14 protein-coding genes are annotated in these 15,496 nt (G+C 57.9%); 10 read left to right on the forward strand and 4 right to left on the reverse strand.

Going from position 1 to position 15,496, the window contains the following annotated elements:
* Nucleotides 1-169: 169 nt before the first annotated feature.
* Nucleotides 170-1,051 carry a DUF1559 domain-containing protein gene (locus LOC68_RS00330; RefSeq protein WP_230214237.1) on the reverse strand — a complete coding sequence of 294 codons (882 nt, stop codon included), beginning with the start codon at nucleotides 1,049-1,051 and terminating at the stop codon, nucleotides 170-172.
* A gap of 303 nt (nucleotides 1,052-1,354) precedes the next feature.
* Here LOC68_RS00330 and LOC68_RS00335 point away from each other — a divergent pair, with 303 nt between their 5' ends.
* Nucleotides 1,355-1,774, forward strand: a complete 420-nt coding sequence (locus LOC68_RS00335) for a hypothetical protein (protein ID WP_230214238.1) — start codon at nucleotides 1,355-1,357, stop codon at nucleotides 1,772-1,774.
* A 27-nt stretch (nucleotides 1,775-1,801) separates the two neighbouring features.
* Here LOC68_RS00335 and LOC68_RS00340 read toward each other — a convergent pair whose 3' ends face one another.
* Nucleotides 1,802-2,881, reverse strand: coding sequence for a DUF1207 domain-containing protein (locus LOC68_RS00340; protein ID WP_230214239.1), 1,080 nt, complete (start codon nucleotides 2,879-2,881; stop codon nucleotides 1,802-1,804).
* 192 nt (nucleotides 2,882-3,073) lie between these two features.
* Between LOC68_RS00340 and LOC68_RS00345 the strand changes: the two genes are divergently transcribed.
* Together LOC68_RS00345 and lhgO are read left to right on the forward strand one after the other, a co-directional pair.
* On the forward strand, nucleotides 3,074-3,412 hold the full coding sequence (locus LOC68_RS00345; protein WP_255670667.1) for an MTH1187 family thiamine-binding protein: 339 nt from the start codon (nucleotides 3,074-3,076) through the stop codon (nucleotides 3,410-3,412).
* Complete coding sequence (gene lhgO / locus LOC68_RS00350; protein WP_230214242.1) at nucleotides 3,412-4,593, forward strand: L-2-hydroxyglutarate oxidase; 1,182 nt, start codon at nucleotides 3,412-3,414, stop codon at nucleotides 4,591-4,593. The genes LOC68_RS00345 and lhgO overlap by 1 nt, the downstream gene beginning before the upstream one ends.
* Here lhgO and LOC68_RS00355 read toward each other — a convergent pair.
* Nucleotides 4,590-6,149, reverse strand: coding sequence for a bifunctional GNAT family N-acetyltransferase/carbon-nitrogen hydrolase family protein (locus LOC68_RS00355; RefSeq protein WP_230214244.1), 1,560 nt, complete (start codon nucleotides 6,147-6,149; stop codon nucleotides 4,590-4,592). The two genes, lhgO and LOC68_RS00355, sit on opposite strands and share 4 nt — an antisense overlap.
* Before the next feature lie 88 nt (nucleotides 6,150-6,237).
* Nucleotides 6,238-6,912 (reverse strand): CPBP family intramembrane glutamic endopeptidase, encoded by a 675-nt coding sequence (locus LOC68_RS00360; RefSeq protein ID WP_230214246.1) that lies wholly within the window; start codon nucleotides 6,910-6,912, stop codon nucleotides 6,238-6,240.
* Between the two features lie 235 nt (nucleotides 6,913-7,147).
* On the opposite strand from LOC68_RS00360, the gene LOC68_RS00365 reads away from it, so the two are divergent.
* From LOC68_RS00365 to LOC68_RS00395, 7 genes are all read left to right on the forward strand, one after another.
* Entirely contained in the window at nucleotides 7,148-8,464 is a 1,317-nt protein-coding gene (locus LOC68_RS00365; RefSeq protein ID WP_230214248.1) for an adenylosuccinate synthase, read from the forward strand.
* Nucleotides 8,465-8,589: 125 nt separating this feature from the next.
* Nucleotides 8,590-9,369, forward strand: a complete 780-nt coding sequence (locus tag LOC68_RS00370) for an isoprenyl transferase (RefSeq protein ID WP_255670668.1) — start codon at nucleotides 8,590-8,592, stop codon at nucleotides 9,367-9,369.
* Nucleotides 9,370-9,372: 3 nt separating this feature from the next.
* Nucleotides 9,373-10,284 carry a phosphatidate cytidylyltransferase gene (locus LOC68_RS00375; protein ID WP_230214249.1) on the forward strand — a complete coding sequence of 304 codons (912 nt, stop codon included), beginning with the start codon at nucleotides 9,373-9,375 and terminating at the stop codon, nucleotides 10,282-10,284.
* Between the two features lie 170 nt (nucleotides 10,285-10,454).
* Complete coding sequence (locus LOC68_RS00380) at nucleotides 10,455-11,399, forward strand: PhoH family protein (RefSeq protein ID WP_230214251.1); 945 nt, start codon at nucleotides 10,455-10,457, stop codon at nucleotides 11,397-11,399.
* 13 nt (nucleotides 11,400-11,412) lie between these two features.
* On the forward strand, nucleotides 11,413-13,701 hold the full coding sequence (locus LOC68_RS00385) for an HD family phosphohydrolase (protein ID WP_230214252.1): 2,289 nt from the start codon (nucleotides 11,413-11,415) through the stop codon (nucleotides 13,699-13,701).
* An 8-nt stretch (nucleotides 13,702-13,709) separates the two neighbouring features.
* On the forward strand, nucleotides 13,710-14,207 hold the full coding sequence (gene ybeY, locus LOC68_RS00390) for an rRNA maturation RNase YbeY (protein WP_230214254.1): 498 nt from the start codon (nucleotides 13,710-13,712) through the stop codon (nucleotides 14,205-14,207).
* Nucleotides 14,204-15,496 carry a hemolysin family protein gene (locus LOC68_RS00395; protein WP_230214256.1) on the forward strand — a complete coding sequence of 431 codons (1,293 nt, stop codon included), beginning with the start codon at nucleotides 14,204-14,206 and terminating at the stop codon, nucleotides 15,494-15,496. Before ybeY ends, LOC68_RS00395 begins: the two co-directional genes overlap by 4 nt.

Raw genomic sequence — 15,496 nt, forward strand, 5'->3', positions numbered from 1 at the left:
TTGCCATGAATTGAGTGGCAATTTTCGCAAGGAAAAAATGTCCTTCGCTACGCCGGCAAATGACCCGCAGAGTGCGGATGAGATCGCCCAAAAGAGCTTCGTTGGTTCAAAATGAAAAAGCCGGGCGACGCTGTGGCGGCCCGGCTTTGTTCCGTGAAAGCGCGCGGAATCAGAAGTCGTAGTTCACGACTTCGCCATCATTTCGAGAAGCGAGATAGCCGAGCGTCGTCGCGTTGATCGTCACCGGAATATTACGCACGCTGCCGTCGACAAAGACGAACTGACAGATGCCGGGGTGGTAGCTTCCAAAGATCCCGACCGAAGTGTCGTGGGGAGAACGAGACAGCGTCTTGCCGGGCCCCGCGAATCGCATCGAATTGAAGTTATCGCCGTTATAACCCCCGCCGTCGGCCGCAGATCCTTGGCCGAAGCGAGCGATGTCGACATGTTTTTCGCCAACCAACATCGTGTTGCTCGTTCCGTCGGTGACGTCTCGAAAGGCGAGGCCGTGCGGTGCGCCGTGGCCGCCGTTTCCATAAAGCCGAAACAGGCCGTCGAAGTTGGCGTTATCGGCGTAGTCATTGCTGCTGGTTCCGATGTTGGCGGCGTAGTCCGCAACCATGCCAACCGCTTTCTCCACACCTGCATTTTGCAGCGACTCTTCTTCGCTCAACATCGGTGATCGGCGAGAAGGGCAATAGAGCGCATCCACCGGCGTTTCTCGGGCTAATTTGTTCGTTGCGTGATAGTAGTTCTTGCTTCGGTTCCATTGATCGGACAGGTTCCCCTGCTCTAGGAACTTCAGCATATCGACGACCCAATTCTGGTATCCATCACGACGACTGTTGGGCAAGACGCCGTAGACGTCATGGTGATTGTGTAGCGCCAACCCAATCTGCTTGAGGTTGTTCGAGCAACTCATCCGCCGAGCCGCTTCGCGGGCCTGTTGAACGGCGGGAAGGAGCAGTGCGATCAAGACGCCGATGATCGCGATGACCACCAGAAGTTCGACCAGCGTAAATGCGCGGCGAGAAAAATGATAATGAGTCAAGAGTTCGCCCTTCATGATTCAAAATAGGAATTGGAGAATCCGACGGCATGCATGAGGTGCGGATCTCAGGCATCGACGCCGACACGGGGCGAATGGGCGCGATGCGATTGCTCAATTCAGAGCGTCTGGCATGTAGGGAAAACGGGAGTCGCGAAACTCTGCTTCTTTGGCTTTCGGATCTTGCGAATAGCGTGGTGTCGCAAAATATTTTGCAATAATTCTCAGAGTGTTTCCGTTTGGTTCCCAATCTACTAAACTGATGGGGGATTGGAAGCGATATTCTGCATAATCATGGGGAACTTTATGGGATATTGGCGATCGGTAATACTCTGTGGCGGTTTTTCTGTCCTTGCCATCACTCTCGGCTGCAGCAATGGAACATATCCCGTTCATGGATCGATCGTCTATCCCGACGGATCGCCCGCGAAGGAGCTTTCTGGCGGCGCTGTCGAACTCGATTCGCTCGATCAGCCGATTAGTGCACGCGGTTCGATCGACGACCAAGGAAAGTTCGTGATCTCGACGTTTGAAGCGGACGACGGCGCCGTTCCGGGGAAGCATCGCGTCCTGATCGTTTCGCGTCAGGCGACCGGAGACGAACCAGTTGGCAAAGTGATCGACTCGAAGTATCAGAGATTCGAGACGTCTGGCCTAGAGCTGGAAGTGACGCCGGGAACGAACACGCCGACCTTTACGGTCGAGCGTGCGAAGTCGGGGCGATAAGGGGCGACAGCAATTGGGGGACGACGATTAATAGTCGTACCAGATGCCGAAACCGACCTGCTGTTCCCAGTACTGGTAGAACGAAAGCTGGCTGCTATTGCCGTTGTAGTAATTCAGACCCATGCGGAGTAGATGGCCGGAGTCGTCGCCGACCCACGCCCAGCCGGTTTGCACGGTAACGCTGCCGCCGAAGTTGACCTCTTCTCGCAAGTGTCCGTCGATCGCGAAGAATGGTTCGCCGCGAATGCCCGTCGACCGGGTCGGCGCCCATTCAAAGCCGAAGTCGAATTCCCACGGCTCCGAGATGGTCGAGTAAAACGCCCAGCCGATTTGTCCGTAAACACGGACCTTTTCGGACAGGTAGATCGAGTGTCCCAGGATCAGTACGTCGCGTGAGTAGTTGAGCCGGGGGAAGCTCGGATTCTTCAGCAGGAACTCGTCCCCTAGGTGCGAGCTGAGGTGGTAGTAGCCGAATCGCGTCCGGTGATTAGGAGCGTCTCGATAGCTCCAGGTAAGTTGGGTGCCGGCGCGAAAGTCGGCGCTGCGTACGTCTACATCTTCTGGAATGTCGAGTCGCACCTTCGCAGAACCTTCAACGTCCCATTGCACGCCTTGCGGCAAGAATGGGTCGTGATTGCCGTAGCGAAAGACACCGAAGCGTCCACCGAGATTGCCGTCCAAGATAGTGCTGCCGCGAAAGCCGGTAAGGTCGCCGATTTTTACGGACAGACGCGATTCCTGGACGTTCGCCAGGTGGGCTTTGTAGATGTGTCCAGTTGGCAGCAATTGGAAGTCGTACTGGTCGTCGCCGTAGCCGCAAAAAGGATCTTGCGTCAGCTCGTACTCGGAGACTTCAATCGGGTGATCGGGAAACGGCAGGCCTTCTTGCGCATCGACCATTTCAATTTGCGAGAGGTTGGACATCCCAAACGTTGGGCGCGGTCCAGAATAATCCTCCCCAGGGATTAATGTGTTGAGGTCGCGCTGGTACGCTTCTTGATATTGGGCCTGAGCCGATCCCGCTCCAGAAAGCAACCAGACCGTCATCCCTACGGCGATGCAAGCCGCGTATCGGATAGTCTTCTTGTCGCTGTTTACGGAAATCATCGTCCAGGTCCTGCGCTTGTCTTCTAAACTTCGCCGCAGTTAGGTTATGGGTTCTCTCGCCTTACTCGGCGAAACTGAAGGGGGCGTAGTTTAGTGATTGGGTGTTGCCGGCTCTAGGGCACTTTTCGTCTCAAAAGTGAACCGGTTCACGAATTGTAAAAGTTTTTCCGCTAGCGAAACGTTGATTGAGCCATGGTACTATTGGAATTCAGCATGTCGCCCCTTAACAAAGGGGATAGCGTCAGCCAGTACGTCGCCCGCAGCATCGATATTATCGACAGAAGTGGACTCGATTATCGACTCCATGCTATGGGAACGATCATTGAAGGCGATATTGATCAGGTGCTAGCGGTCCTAAAGGCCTGTTTGGAGGCGATGGCGGCCGACTGCGACCGAATTACTTGCTCGGCGAAGCTCGATTATCGCGCCGGACAAACGGGGCGCCTGCAATCGAAAGTCGACTCGGTCGAGCAGAAGTTGGGACGCAAGGTGAAGACGCTCGGTTCAGCTAGCAGCGAGCATGATTCGTAATGTCGTATGACGCGATCGTCCTCGGGGGAGGAATAGTCGGACTAGCGACCGCTTACGAAATGCTGCAGCGTGAACCGGGGCGTCGCGTCGTCGTTTGCGAAAAAGAAAGTGCGTTGGCGACGCATCAAACGGGACGCAACTCCGGCGTGCTCCATTCCGGCATCTATTACAAGCCGGGTTCGCTAAAGGCGACCAATTGCCGCGCCGGCAAGGCGCTCATGGAAGAGTTCTGCCGCGAGCAGGCAATTCCCTACGACATCTGCGGCAAAGTGATCGTCGCCGTCGACAAAGTCGAGTTGCCGCGGTTGGAAGGAATCTACCAGCGCGGCCAAGCCAACGGCGTTCTGTGCGAGCGAATTGGTCGCGAGCGACTATTGGAGCTAGAACCCTACTGCGCCGGGATCGAAGCGATCCATGTTCCGGAGGCCGGCATTGTCGACTATCGCCAGGTGAGCGAAAAACTGGGGGCTCTGATTCGCGAGCGCGGCGGCGATATCTGGCTCAATGCGAAAGTCGAGAAGATCGTCGAACGCGAGAGCGAAATCGCCGTCGAAACGACCGCCGGTTCGCTGGTGGGTCAGTTTGCGATTAACTGTTGCGGGCTCTACTGTGATCGAGTCGCGCGGCTGACCGGCGCCAAACCTGAGGCGACGATCGTACCGTTTCGCGGAGAATACTTTGAACTGCGTCCCGAGGCGGAGCGGCTTTGCCGGAATTTGATCTACCCGGTCCCTGACCTCAACTTTCCTTTCTTGGGAGTTCACTTTACCCGGATGATCCACGGCGGCGTCGAATGCGGTCCCAACGCGGTGATGGCGATGGCGCGGGAAGGTTACGGAAAGCTGGACGTCAACTTCGGGGACCTCTGGGAATCGCTCAGTTACAGCGGTTTTCGCAGCCTCGTCTGGCGACACTGGCAAGCAGGGATGCAGGAGTTCTACCGTTCCTGCTCGAAAGCGGCGTTCGTCCGTTCGCTCCAGCGGCTTGTCCCTGACATCAAAGCGAATGACATTTCGACGGCGCCGGCCGGCATTCGGGCGCAAGCGATCGCACCCAATGGCGACTTGGTCGACGACTTCCTGATTCAGCGGGAAGGGCGGATGATCAACGTGCTGAACGCGCCGAGTCCCGCGGCGACTTCTTCGTTGCAAATCGCAAAAACGATCGTCGACTCGTTTTAGATCTCGTGCTCTTTGTCATCTTCCCGGTAGATGACCTTGTAAATGTCGCGGCGGCGATCGTTCCAGTTTTGCACGTTACCGCTTTCGCGGTGGCGGCGGAGCTGTTCCACGTCGACATCATGGATGATCATCGTTTCGATGTTCGGATTGCACTCGGCGGCGATCGCGTCGCGAGCAAATTCGGCGTCGGCCGGCGTAAAGATCGCCGACTGGGCGTAGTGAAGGTCGGAGTTCTCGACGAACGGCAAGTTGCCGGTACATCCCGAAACGGCGACGTAGACGTGATTCTCGACGCAGCGCGCCAACGCACAATGGCGAATCCGCAGGTAACCTTGCCGTGTGTCGGTGTTGAACGGGACGAAGACGATGCCGGCGTCCTTTTGGGCGGCGATTCGGACTAGCTCGGGAAATTCAATGTCGTAACAAACCAAAATCGAGATTCTGCCGCAGTCGGTGTCGAAGACTTCGACCTTATCTCCCGGCGAAACGCCCCACCATTTTCGCTCGCTCGGCGTGATGTGGATTTTGTATTGCTTGCCGAGCGTTCCGTCGCGGCGGAAGAGGTACGAGATGTTGTAGAGGGTCTCGTCTTCGATCACGAATTGCGATCCGCCGATGATGTTGACGTTGTGCTTGACCGCCATTTCGGTGAATAAGTCGAGGTATTGCGGCGTGAACTCGGCCAATTGCCGCGCTGCTAGCCCGGGGCGAGACGGCGGCACGCAGGATAGAAGCTGCGTCGTAAACAACTCGGGAAAGACGACGAAGTCGCTCTTATAGTCGGACGCGACGTCGATGAAGAACTCGCACTGGGTGGCGAATTCGCTGAAGTCTTTTACCGCCCGCATTTCGTACTGTACGACCGCCAAACGAATCGGCTCGACGACATGGTGATAGCGGCGTTTGGCGTTCGCCCGATAGTCGAGATTGAGCCATTCCAGAAAGGTCGCGTAGCCGCATGAGGCTTCGTCGGCCGGAAGATAATTGGGAATCAGCCCCTGCAACGCGAAGCCGTTGGAAAGTTGGGCGGTCAGCACCGGGTCGAATAGGGCCCGTTCGATCACTTTGTCGATATATTCTCGAGCCGACATTTCATCGGCGTGCTTGTGATAGCCGGGAATTCGCCCGCCGATGATGATCCGTGAAAGGTTCAGATTGCGGCAGAGCTCTTTGCGGGCGTCGTACAATCGGCGGGAAAGTCGCATCCCCCGAAACTCGGGATCGACCATGATTTCGATCCCGTAAAGGGTCTCCCCCTTGGGATTGTGATTCCGGATGAAGCCGTTGTCGGAGATTGCCGACCAATTGTGCCAGGCGAGATTCGGGTCATATTCGACGATCAGACTGCTGGCCGATGCGGCCAGTTTGCCGTCGATTTCGACGCAGATCTGGCCCGCCGGAAAGGTGTCGATCTGACTTTGGATATGTTCGCGGCTCCATGGCTTCATACCGGGAAAGCAGCGAAGCTGCATCTCGATCAACTGATCAAAGTCGTCCATCGTGAGACGACGAACTACAGTTTTCCATTCGAAGTCCTTCAGATCCAGCGTTTCCATCGGCCAGCTTTCGGCTCAAGGTTAGAGGTGCGTCTATGTCCCCTAATTATTAGAGGTTTCGCCCGAAATCGCCAATCCGGCTCGGCGACTATTCGTCGTCGGGTGACGGAGCCGCTTCGTTGCGCATATAGACCAGCGCAAACCAATCGTAAAGGAAGTGGGTGGTGATCGGCGTGATCAGGTCGTCGGTCCAATAAAAGAGGAGGCCGAAATAACAGCCCATCGTCGTGGCGGCCGCCGCATATTCGGGCGAAAGAAAGTGCGCCAGGCCGAACAAGATGCTGACGATCAAAATCGCGGTCGCCGCTCCTCCCAGAGGATCGGGCAAGATCTGCGTTAAACCGGATTGGAGGAACCCGCGGAAGAGAGCCTCTTCGCAAAGGCCCGCCGCAAATGCAACGGCGCCAAGTTCCAGCAGGGTGGCGCCGGAGAATTGGGGAACAATCTGCGTTTCCATCAACCGCTGCAGTTCGACCGACGCGACGCTCTTGTCGAAACGCAAAAAGAAGAAAAACGCGATCAGCGGCAACGTGGCGACGACGCCGATCCCCACGGCCCAGCCCGCGGCCACAGGATCTTTCGCCGTCCAGCTGGCGCTTTGCCAGGGAGAAACGCCAAAAATCCACCCCAGGACGATCGCGACGACGAGAATCGCCCCTTCCATGATGATTACCGAGCGGACGAAGTTCTCGGCTTGCCTGCGGGGAGAAATCGGCCGAGCCTGGCCGATTTCCGGCTCGTTTGGTGGTTCGTCGGCAGTCAAAGAATTCTCAGCCTTGGGAGCGAATCGGCGATTTGGCTTCGTGGGCATCGCCTATCGACCCTATCGTAGCGGAATCAAGACGCTACGTCATGCGCCCGTCTTGAGGCCAAAATCGACGAATTGGACCCCCTCCGTAGCGGTTTACCCTCTTACTGGTTGACCGAGCGGTTCCAGCCGCCGTAACATGGGAAGTTTGTGTGTTGGTCCAAAGACTTGATATAGCGGAGCGAATCCGGTGCCAGGTACATGCGTCATCGGCTTGCAGTGGGGAGACGAAGCGAAAGGGAAGCTCGTCGATTTGTTGACGAAGCGCCACGATGTGGTCGCTCGGTTTTTGGGAGGCGCTAACGCCGGCCATACCGTCGTCGACGGAGAGAATACCTATAAGCTGCATCATATTCCGAGCGGGATTCTGAGCGAGGACGTCGCCAACGTCGTCACGGCCGGGGTCGTCATCAACCCGCCGATTCTGCTCCAAGAGATCGATGGGCTGAAAGCTCGCGGCGTACCGGTGAAGAACCTGATGCTCAGCGATCGCGCCCACATCATCTTCCCGTGGCACATGGCCGAAGATCGCGCTATGAATCAGTCGACCGCCGACGGCGAAAACATCGGCACCACGATGCGCGGGATCGGTCCTTGCTATCGCGACAAAGTGGGCCGCGCACATGCGATTCGTCTGGGCGACTTGATCCGTCCCGGTCTGAAAGAAAAGATCGCGCTGATTACGGCCGCCAAGAACAAGACGATCGCCAGCATGTACGACGACGGCTCGTTCACGCCGCTCGACGCCGACGCGATCTACACCGAATACGCCGCCTATGCCGAACGCTTGCGTGAATACGTGACCGATTCGACCTCCTATTTGCTCGACGCGGCCGACGAAGACAAACGCATTTTGTTTGAAGGCGCCCAAGGCGCGCTGCTCGACGTCGATCACGGGACCTACCCGTTCGTCACCAGCAGTAACAGCTCCGGCGTCGGCGCTGCGGCCGGCTCCGGCGTTCCCGCCAAGTTCATCACCCAGACGATTGGCGTGGTGAAGGCGTACAGCACTCGCGTCGGCGGCGGACCCTTCCCGACCGAACAAGACAACGAACTGGGCGAAAAGATCCGCATCCGCGGCAACGAATTCGGCACCACGACCGGTCGCCCGCGCCGTTGCGGTTGGTTCGACGCCGTCGCCGTTCGCTACACTGCGCGGATCAGCGGCATCGATACCATCGCGCTGATGATGCTCGACGTGCTGTCGACTTTAGACGAATTGAAGATCTGCGTCGCCTACGATTTGAATGGCGAACGTTTGACCAATTTCCCCAGCCATGTCGACGACATTCGTAAGGTCAAACCGATCTACGAAACCCTCCCCGGTTGGGCGGAAGAGATCACCGGCGCTCGCAGTCTGGAAGATCTGCCGGCCAATGCGTTGGCCTACATCCAGCGGATTTCGGAATTGGTCGGCTGCGAAGTGGGGGTCGTTTCGGTCGGACCCGATCGCAAGCAGACGATTTTCACCGAACAGTTGGCGATGTTGGTGGGCGCCGCGACGTAGGCGACCGCTCGCACGGGGCAGGGACGAGTCGCTACAATGAGGCAAAACTATGCGAAAACCGGGTCGGTTTTCGCGGTTGTATTCGTTCGACTGGTATCGCATCTCGATCGTACCCGCAGTTCGCAATGACCTCGCAATCGTCCAGCCAATCCGTTCAGCCTGACTTGGGCGTCGCCGCCAATCGGCGGCCGCGTCATATTGCGGTGATCATGGACGGCAATGGGCGTTGGGCCCAGCGGCAAGGCTTGCCCCGGGTCGAAGGGCATCGGCGCGGCGTCGCGTCGGTCCGTCGTACGACCGAAGAGTGCGCCCGGCTCGGGATCGAGCAGCTGACTCTCTATTGTCTTTCCAGCGAGAACTGGAAGCGGCCGCAGTACGAGCTCGATTTTCTCATGCATCTGCTCGAGCAGTACATGATCGAAGAACGAAGTACGATCATGGCCAACAACATCCAGGTCCGGATCATCGGCCGCCGTGACGGCATTCCCGAGCAAGTGCAGCACGAGATGGATCGCACCATCGAGCTGAGCGCTGCCAACACCGGCACCACCTTGTGCCTGGCGATCAATTACGGCGGCCGCGGCGAGATGGTCGATGCGGTTCGCAAAATGGCGAGCGAAGCGGCGGCGGGAACGCTCGATCCCGCGTCGATCACCGAGGACGACATCGCCGCTCACTTGTACACGGCCGGTATGCCGGATCCCGATCTGCTGATCCGAACCGCCGGCGAAATGCGGATCAGCAATTTTCTGCTCTGGCAGATCAGCTACGCCGAGCTGTGGGTCACGCAGCAATGCTGGCCGGAGTTCTGCGAAGAAACCTTGCACCAGGCGATACGCGACTTTGCCGGGCGAGACCGGCGATTCGGCGGTTTGAACGCCGATTCCGCGGAAGGAGCGACATAGCCCGTGCTGAGATGGCGACTGGTCGGCGCCGCGGCGATCATTATTCCGGTAGTCTCCCTCTGTTGGCTCGACTATAGCTGGAACTTTGGTCGCCCCGGCATCTGGCTTCTACCGCTGGCGATTCTGATTGCGGTTTTCGCCGCAGAAGAAGTGCTAGGGCTGCTGCGAGCGAAACAGCTTCGCCCTGCGGGGTGGGCCTGTCATGTCGGCACGCTGCTGGTTTTAGGAACGGCTGGACTCTCGATCTGGTGGCCCTTGGACGTGGCGACGCTGGCCGATGAGCCGTCAAAGTGGATCTTGTTTTCGCTAGCAGCGGGGATGGTGCTCTCGCTGATCAGCGAGATGCGCCGCTACGAAAAGCCTGGCTGGGCGATCGTCCATGTTGGGCTGACGATCTTTACGATCGCCTATGTCGGCGGGCTGATGAGTTTCGTCATACGGCTCCGCTTGGTGCATCACGATCTGCCCGACGGTAACGCGTGGGGGATGATCGCGCTGCTGTCGATGATTGTGGCGACGAAGATGTCGGACGCCGGCGCCTACTTTACCGGGCGGCTGCTCGGACGGACGAAGCTGGCGCCCAATCTTAGTCCCGGCAAAACGGTCGAAGGGGCGGCCGGCGGATTGGTCTTCGCCGTGTTTGGCGCTTGGATTATCTTCGCCGTAGTGGCGCCGCAACTGACGACGAGCGAACCCCCAGCCTTCTGGCGTCTCTGTCTTTATGCGATTTGCGTTGCAATCGCCGGCATGATCGGCGATCTGGCCGAGTCGTTATTTAAGCGAGATATGGAAAGTAAGGACTCCAGCACCTGGCTGATTGGCCTGGGGGGAGTCCTGGACGTGCTCGATTCGTTGCTGGTCGCCGCTCCGATGGCCCTATTTTTCTGGGAAATCGGGTTGGTTGGGCCACAGTAACCAGATTTCAACCCACTTGGGACGGTCTTTAGGGACGTAAAGTGCTGCCATGAAATAAGTTAGCGCACTGCCGGCGAATTTCTGATTTCGCCGGACGAAAGATTGTCTATATTTTTAGTGGTGTTGAAATCCTTCAAACTGCGGCGGCCTGCGCGGCTGACGCTTACTGCATGTACGAAGCGACTATCCGATTTCTCGACAACTCGTCTGTTCTCCAGCTATTCGGCGCACGCGACCAACACGTTCGTCGCATCCGCGAATCGCTGGGCGTCACGATTACGCATCGCGACGGACAGGTGCGCATCTCCGGTCGTGAAGTAGCCGTCGCTCAGGCGACCAAGGTGATCGAAGCGCTACGAAAAAAAGTAGAGCGCCAAGGGCTCATCACGCTGGACGAGGTCGAAGATTCCCTCGCAGACGTGACCGGCGAAACGACCAAGCCGAAGACCCTGCCGATCTCCGTCTTCAAAAAGACGCAACGCGTCACGCCGATGACCCCCGGTCAGGCCGCCTATATCGAAACAATGCGCGAACATGAGATGGTCTTCGCGCTCGGCCCAGCCGGTACCGGTAAGACCTATTTGGCGGTCGCACTCGCGGTCGAGTCTCTTTTGGAGCAGCGGATCCGAAAGATCGTGTTGGTGCGTCCAGCGGTAGAAGCAGGCGAACAGCTCGGCTTTCTTCCTGGTACGCTGCACGAAAAGATCAATCCATATTTGCAGCCGATGCTCGATTCGCTGGGGGAAATGATCGATCGAGATCAGGTCGCCCGCTACATGGAACAAAACGTCATCGAGGTCATCCCGCTCGCCTTCATGCGGGGACGTACGCTCAACGACGCGTTCATCATTCTGGATGAAGCGCAAAACACCACCGTATCGCAGATGAAGATGTTCTTGACCCGTCTGGGGAAGAACTCGCGAATGGTGATTTCGGGCGATGCGACGCAAAACGACTTGCCGCCTAACGTCAGCAGCGGCCTCAGCGACGCGATTATGCGACTCAAAGATATCAAGGGAATCGGCCAGGTCCATTTGACGCAAGCCGACATCGTGCGGCACGCTCTCGTCCAAGAGATCGTGAACGCTTACGAACGGGGAACGAACTCGAACTAGCCCAACGCGAATCATGCCCCCCCATATCAAATCGAAAACTCGCTCGGATCACGTCAGCAGCATCGTCCTGAAACCAGGCGCCGCTCGACGTTTGATTCAGCAATTGCAGCGTCCCGAGAACGCCGCGATGGTTGCGCTAACCGCCGGCGTCGCTGTGATTCTTTGGGCAGCGACTATTTCTTGGGAGCCGCCGTTCCCCTATCGCGAAGACTTTGTGCCGCCGCGCGACGTCGTTTCCCGTATCGATTTTGCGGTGCCCGACCCGGCCGGCGATCAGCGGGCTCGTGATGCGGCCGCCGCCAACGCGCGTACGGTCTACGAGAACGACCCCGATCCGCTCGATCAGATGCGCGGCCGGTTGCAGTCAGCCCTCAACCGAATCGTTTCGGCGAAGGAATTCACTCCCGAGATCACGACCGTTTGGGAAGAGTTCCTCAAAACGCCTGCCGCACCGGACCAGACGCTGCCGGAAACCGAGAAGAAGCGACTGTTCGACAAGTTCCAGGCCTTCTACGCGAAGGAAGGAAAGCTGACGGCGCTAGAGCAGGGGGTCGCAGCCGCACTGACGAGCTTCACCAAGAACGGCCTGATGGACAATGACGACCAGGCCGACAACAAGGGAAACAAAGCCGAAGTTATCGTCTATCGCAAAGGGGAGCCCGATTCGCGGCGAACCGTTTCGATCTCGGATCTGCTGATCGCCCAGGCTCGCAACAACCTGAAGAAGAATCTTGAAATTGAACTGAGCCAGCTTCAGGAAGAAGAGTCGAACGCCGAGGTGATCGACCCAATCTACTACTGGATCAGCTCGAACCTGAAGAGCACGCTCTCGAAGAATGAAGTTTCGACCATCGCTGAACGTCAAGCGACGATCGACAAGGTAGAGCCGGTCATGCGACACATTCCAACCGGCGAATCGCTCGCCAAAGGGGGCGTGCCGCTCGAAGGGGAAGCGCTGAAGCTGCTCCATAGCGAACATGACGCCTACTGCGACGGTTTGCCCATAACCCAGCAGTTGTGGCGTTCGCTCTCGATCATCGGCATGTTTATTGCGCTCGCCACGTTGTCCGGCGTCTACCTGGCGTTCAAATCGCCGCAGGTGCTGACGTCGGTGAATAACTTTTTGATGTTCCTGATTCCGGTTGCCGGGGCGATCGCTCTGGCTTATTGGATTGACAACGCTTGGCGAGCCGAGCTGGTGCCGCTGATGGCGCTCGGAATGTTGCTGGCGATCGTCTACCGACAAGAGCTGGCGCTGCTCGTTTCCGCCTGTGCGATGTTAGCGGTCGTCTTCCTGGTCGGCGAAGGGCTGGCCACGTATGTGACGATTGCGGCGGCGACGGCGACAGCGATCTTGATGACCGTTCGGATCCGCAGCCGTACCAAGCTGATCTTCGTAGGCGTTTGGGCCGCTGTTGCGGCGTTCGCGACGCAGATGGGAGTTGGGGTCGTCGTAGGTCAACCTCTGGGAATGCGGCTGCTCGAAATCGCCGCCTGGCAAGCTGGCTGGGCGATTGTGACCGGTTTCTTGATGACCGGGCTCTTGCCGTTTATCGAAAAGTCGTACGGCGTGCTGACCGACATTAGCCTGCTGGAACTGGGGGACGCCGCTCATCCCCTGCTGCAAGAGCTCGTCCGTCGCGCTCCCGGTACGTATAACCACTCGATCAACGTCGCGTCGATCGCCGAAGCGGCGGCCGATGCGATCGGCGCCAACGGCTTGTTGGCCCGCGTCGGCGCTTACTTCCATGACATCGGCAAGATGATGAAGCCGGAGTACTTCATCGAAAACCAGTCAGGCGACGGCAATCGCCATGCGAGTCTGCTGCCGGCGATGAGTACGCTGATCATTATCGCCCACGTCAAAGATGGCGCGGACCTTGCGCGAAAGCACAAGCTGCCGCGGGCGATTATCGACTTTATCGAACAACACCACGGCACCACGCTGGTCGAATACTTTTATCGCGAAGCGAGCCGTCGGAATGAGAAAGATCCGTCGAGCGGCGAAGAGGTCGACGAAAGCAGCTATCGGTACCCCGGACCGAAGCCGCAAACCAAAGAAGCGGGCGTGATGATGATCGCCGACATGATCGAGAGCGCCAGCCGCACGCTGGTCGATCCGACTCCCGCCCGCATCGAAAACCTGGTCGAAGAACTGACGATGAAGCGTCTCCTCGACGGTCAGTTCGACGAATCTGGCTTGACTCTTTCGGAACTGCGGAAGATTCAAGACAGCGTCACGAAGAGCCTGACGGCCGTTTATCACGGTCGCGTTAAATACCCCAGTCAACAGCGAGCCTAGAACTTCCCATGGATGATGAGCCCGACGAGGCGGTCGAAATCGTACGTCGCACAGAACATGCGGCGCCGACCGACGAAGCGGTTCGCCAAGCTTTAGCAGCGGTTTTCGCAGGCGAGTCCATTGAAGAGTACGAAGTGAGCGTCGCCCTGGTCGACGACGCAGAGATCCACGAGGTCAACAATCGCTTCCTGCAGCATGATTACCCCACGGACGTCGTGACGTTCAATCTCTCGTCCGACGAAGATCTGCTGGAAGGGGAAATCGTCATCAGCTGCCAGTACGCCGCCGGCGAAGCGGAAAGGTACGAGTGGCCAGCCGAGCATGAGACGCTCCTTTACGTGATCCATGGAGCTCTGCACCTGGCCGGCTATGACGACCATGAAGACGAGGATCGCCTGACGATGCGGCGTTTGGAGCGAGTCTATCTCGAGAAGATCGGGCTCGAACCGCCGCAGTCGCATCGCCATCTCGACGCCGAGCAAACGGAACGAGGTGCGGTCGGATGAACGCGTCTCTGATGTTCTGGACCTCGTGCGTCGGCGCGGCATTCATGATTCTGTCGGCCGTCACGGGGCGAGTGCTGCACTATCTGAGCTGGCACGAATTAGAAGAGTTTTGCGAACGGCGGCGACAGATTCGCTGGTTCCGCACGATTCACGAAAACCACGAAGACGCCGCCTTCGCCGCCCAATGTTTGCAGGTCTTGGGGACCGCCTTCTTTCTGGTCGCCGGTCAGGCCTGGTTGCTCGACTTGGGACGAACTAATACGCTCACTCCGGCCGGCTTTGCGACCGACGTAGCGGTCGTCGCCTTCCTCTTAATCGCGTCGACGATCTGGCTTCCCTGGGCGGTCGCCGAACATTTCGCACCGCAGTTTATCTACTACACTTGGCGATTTTGGGCGGTGGCGAGCGTCATCTTCTCGCCGCTGGCCTGGGGCGTCCGTCTGGTCGAAGGCTTCATTCGCCGGTTGGCGAACATCCCGCACGAAGTAGTCGACGAAGAAGAAGAGTTTGAAGACGAAATCCGCACGATCGTGACCGAAGGGCTCCGCGAAGGTCTGCTTGAAGAAGATGCCCGAGAAATGATTGAGAGCGTCATCGAGCTGGGAGATATCGACGTTGCCGACGTGATGACCTCTCGTAACGAGATCGACGCCTTGCCGATCGAAACGACCTGGGAAGACGTGGTCAAATTCGTCCAAGAGACCGGCCGCACTCGCATTCCCGCCTACCAGGATGGGCTCGATCAGATCGTCGGCCTCCTCTTTGTGAAGGACATGCTGACCGAACTGGTCAAGCCGGAAGCCGATCGGAAGTCGCTCCGCGATCTGGCTCGTCCCGTTGCGATGGTGCCGAAGTCGATGCCGATTGACGAACTCTTGAAGCAGTTCCTGCGTGATCGAAATCATATGGCGATCGTGATTGATGAATATCACGCCGTCGCTGGTCTGATCACGATCGAGGACATTCTCGAGGAAATCGTCGGCGAGATCGTCGATGAGCACGATCTGGACGAAGAGGAAGAAATCGTCCGCGTCACCCGCGACCAGGCCGAAGTGCAAGGTCGAGCACACATTGACGATGTGAACGAAGAACTGGGGCTCGATCTGCCGGTTGGCGACGACTACGACACCCTCGCCGGCATGGTGATCAGCCATTTGCAGCGAATCCCCAAGACCGGGGATCGCCTCCGAATCGACGATGTCGAGATCGTCGTGCTAGCGGCCGATCGTCGTCGCATCCAAAAGTTGAAGCTGACGAAGCTCGACCCGGCCGAATCCCCATCGTCGTAA

The sequence above is a fragment of the Blastopirellula sediminis genome, from assembly GCF_020966755.1.
Taxonomy (GTDB): domain Bacteria; phylum Planctomycetota; class Planctomycetia; order Pirellulales; family Pirellulaceae; genus Blastopirellula; species Blastopirellula sediminis.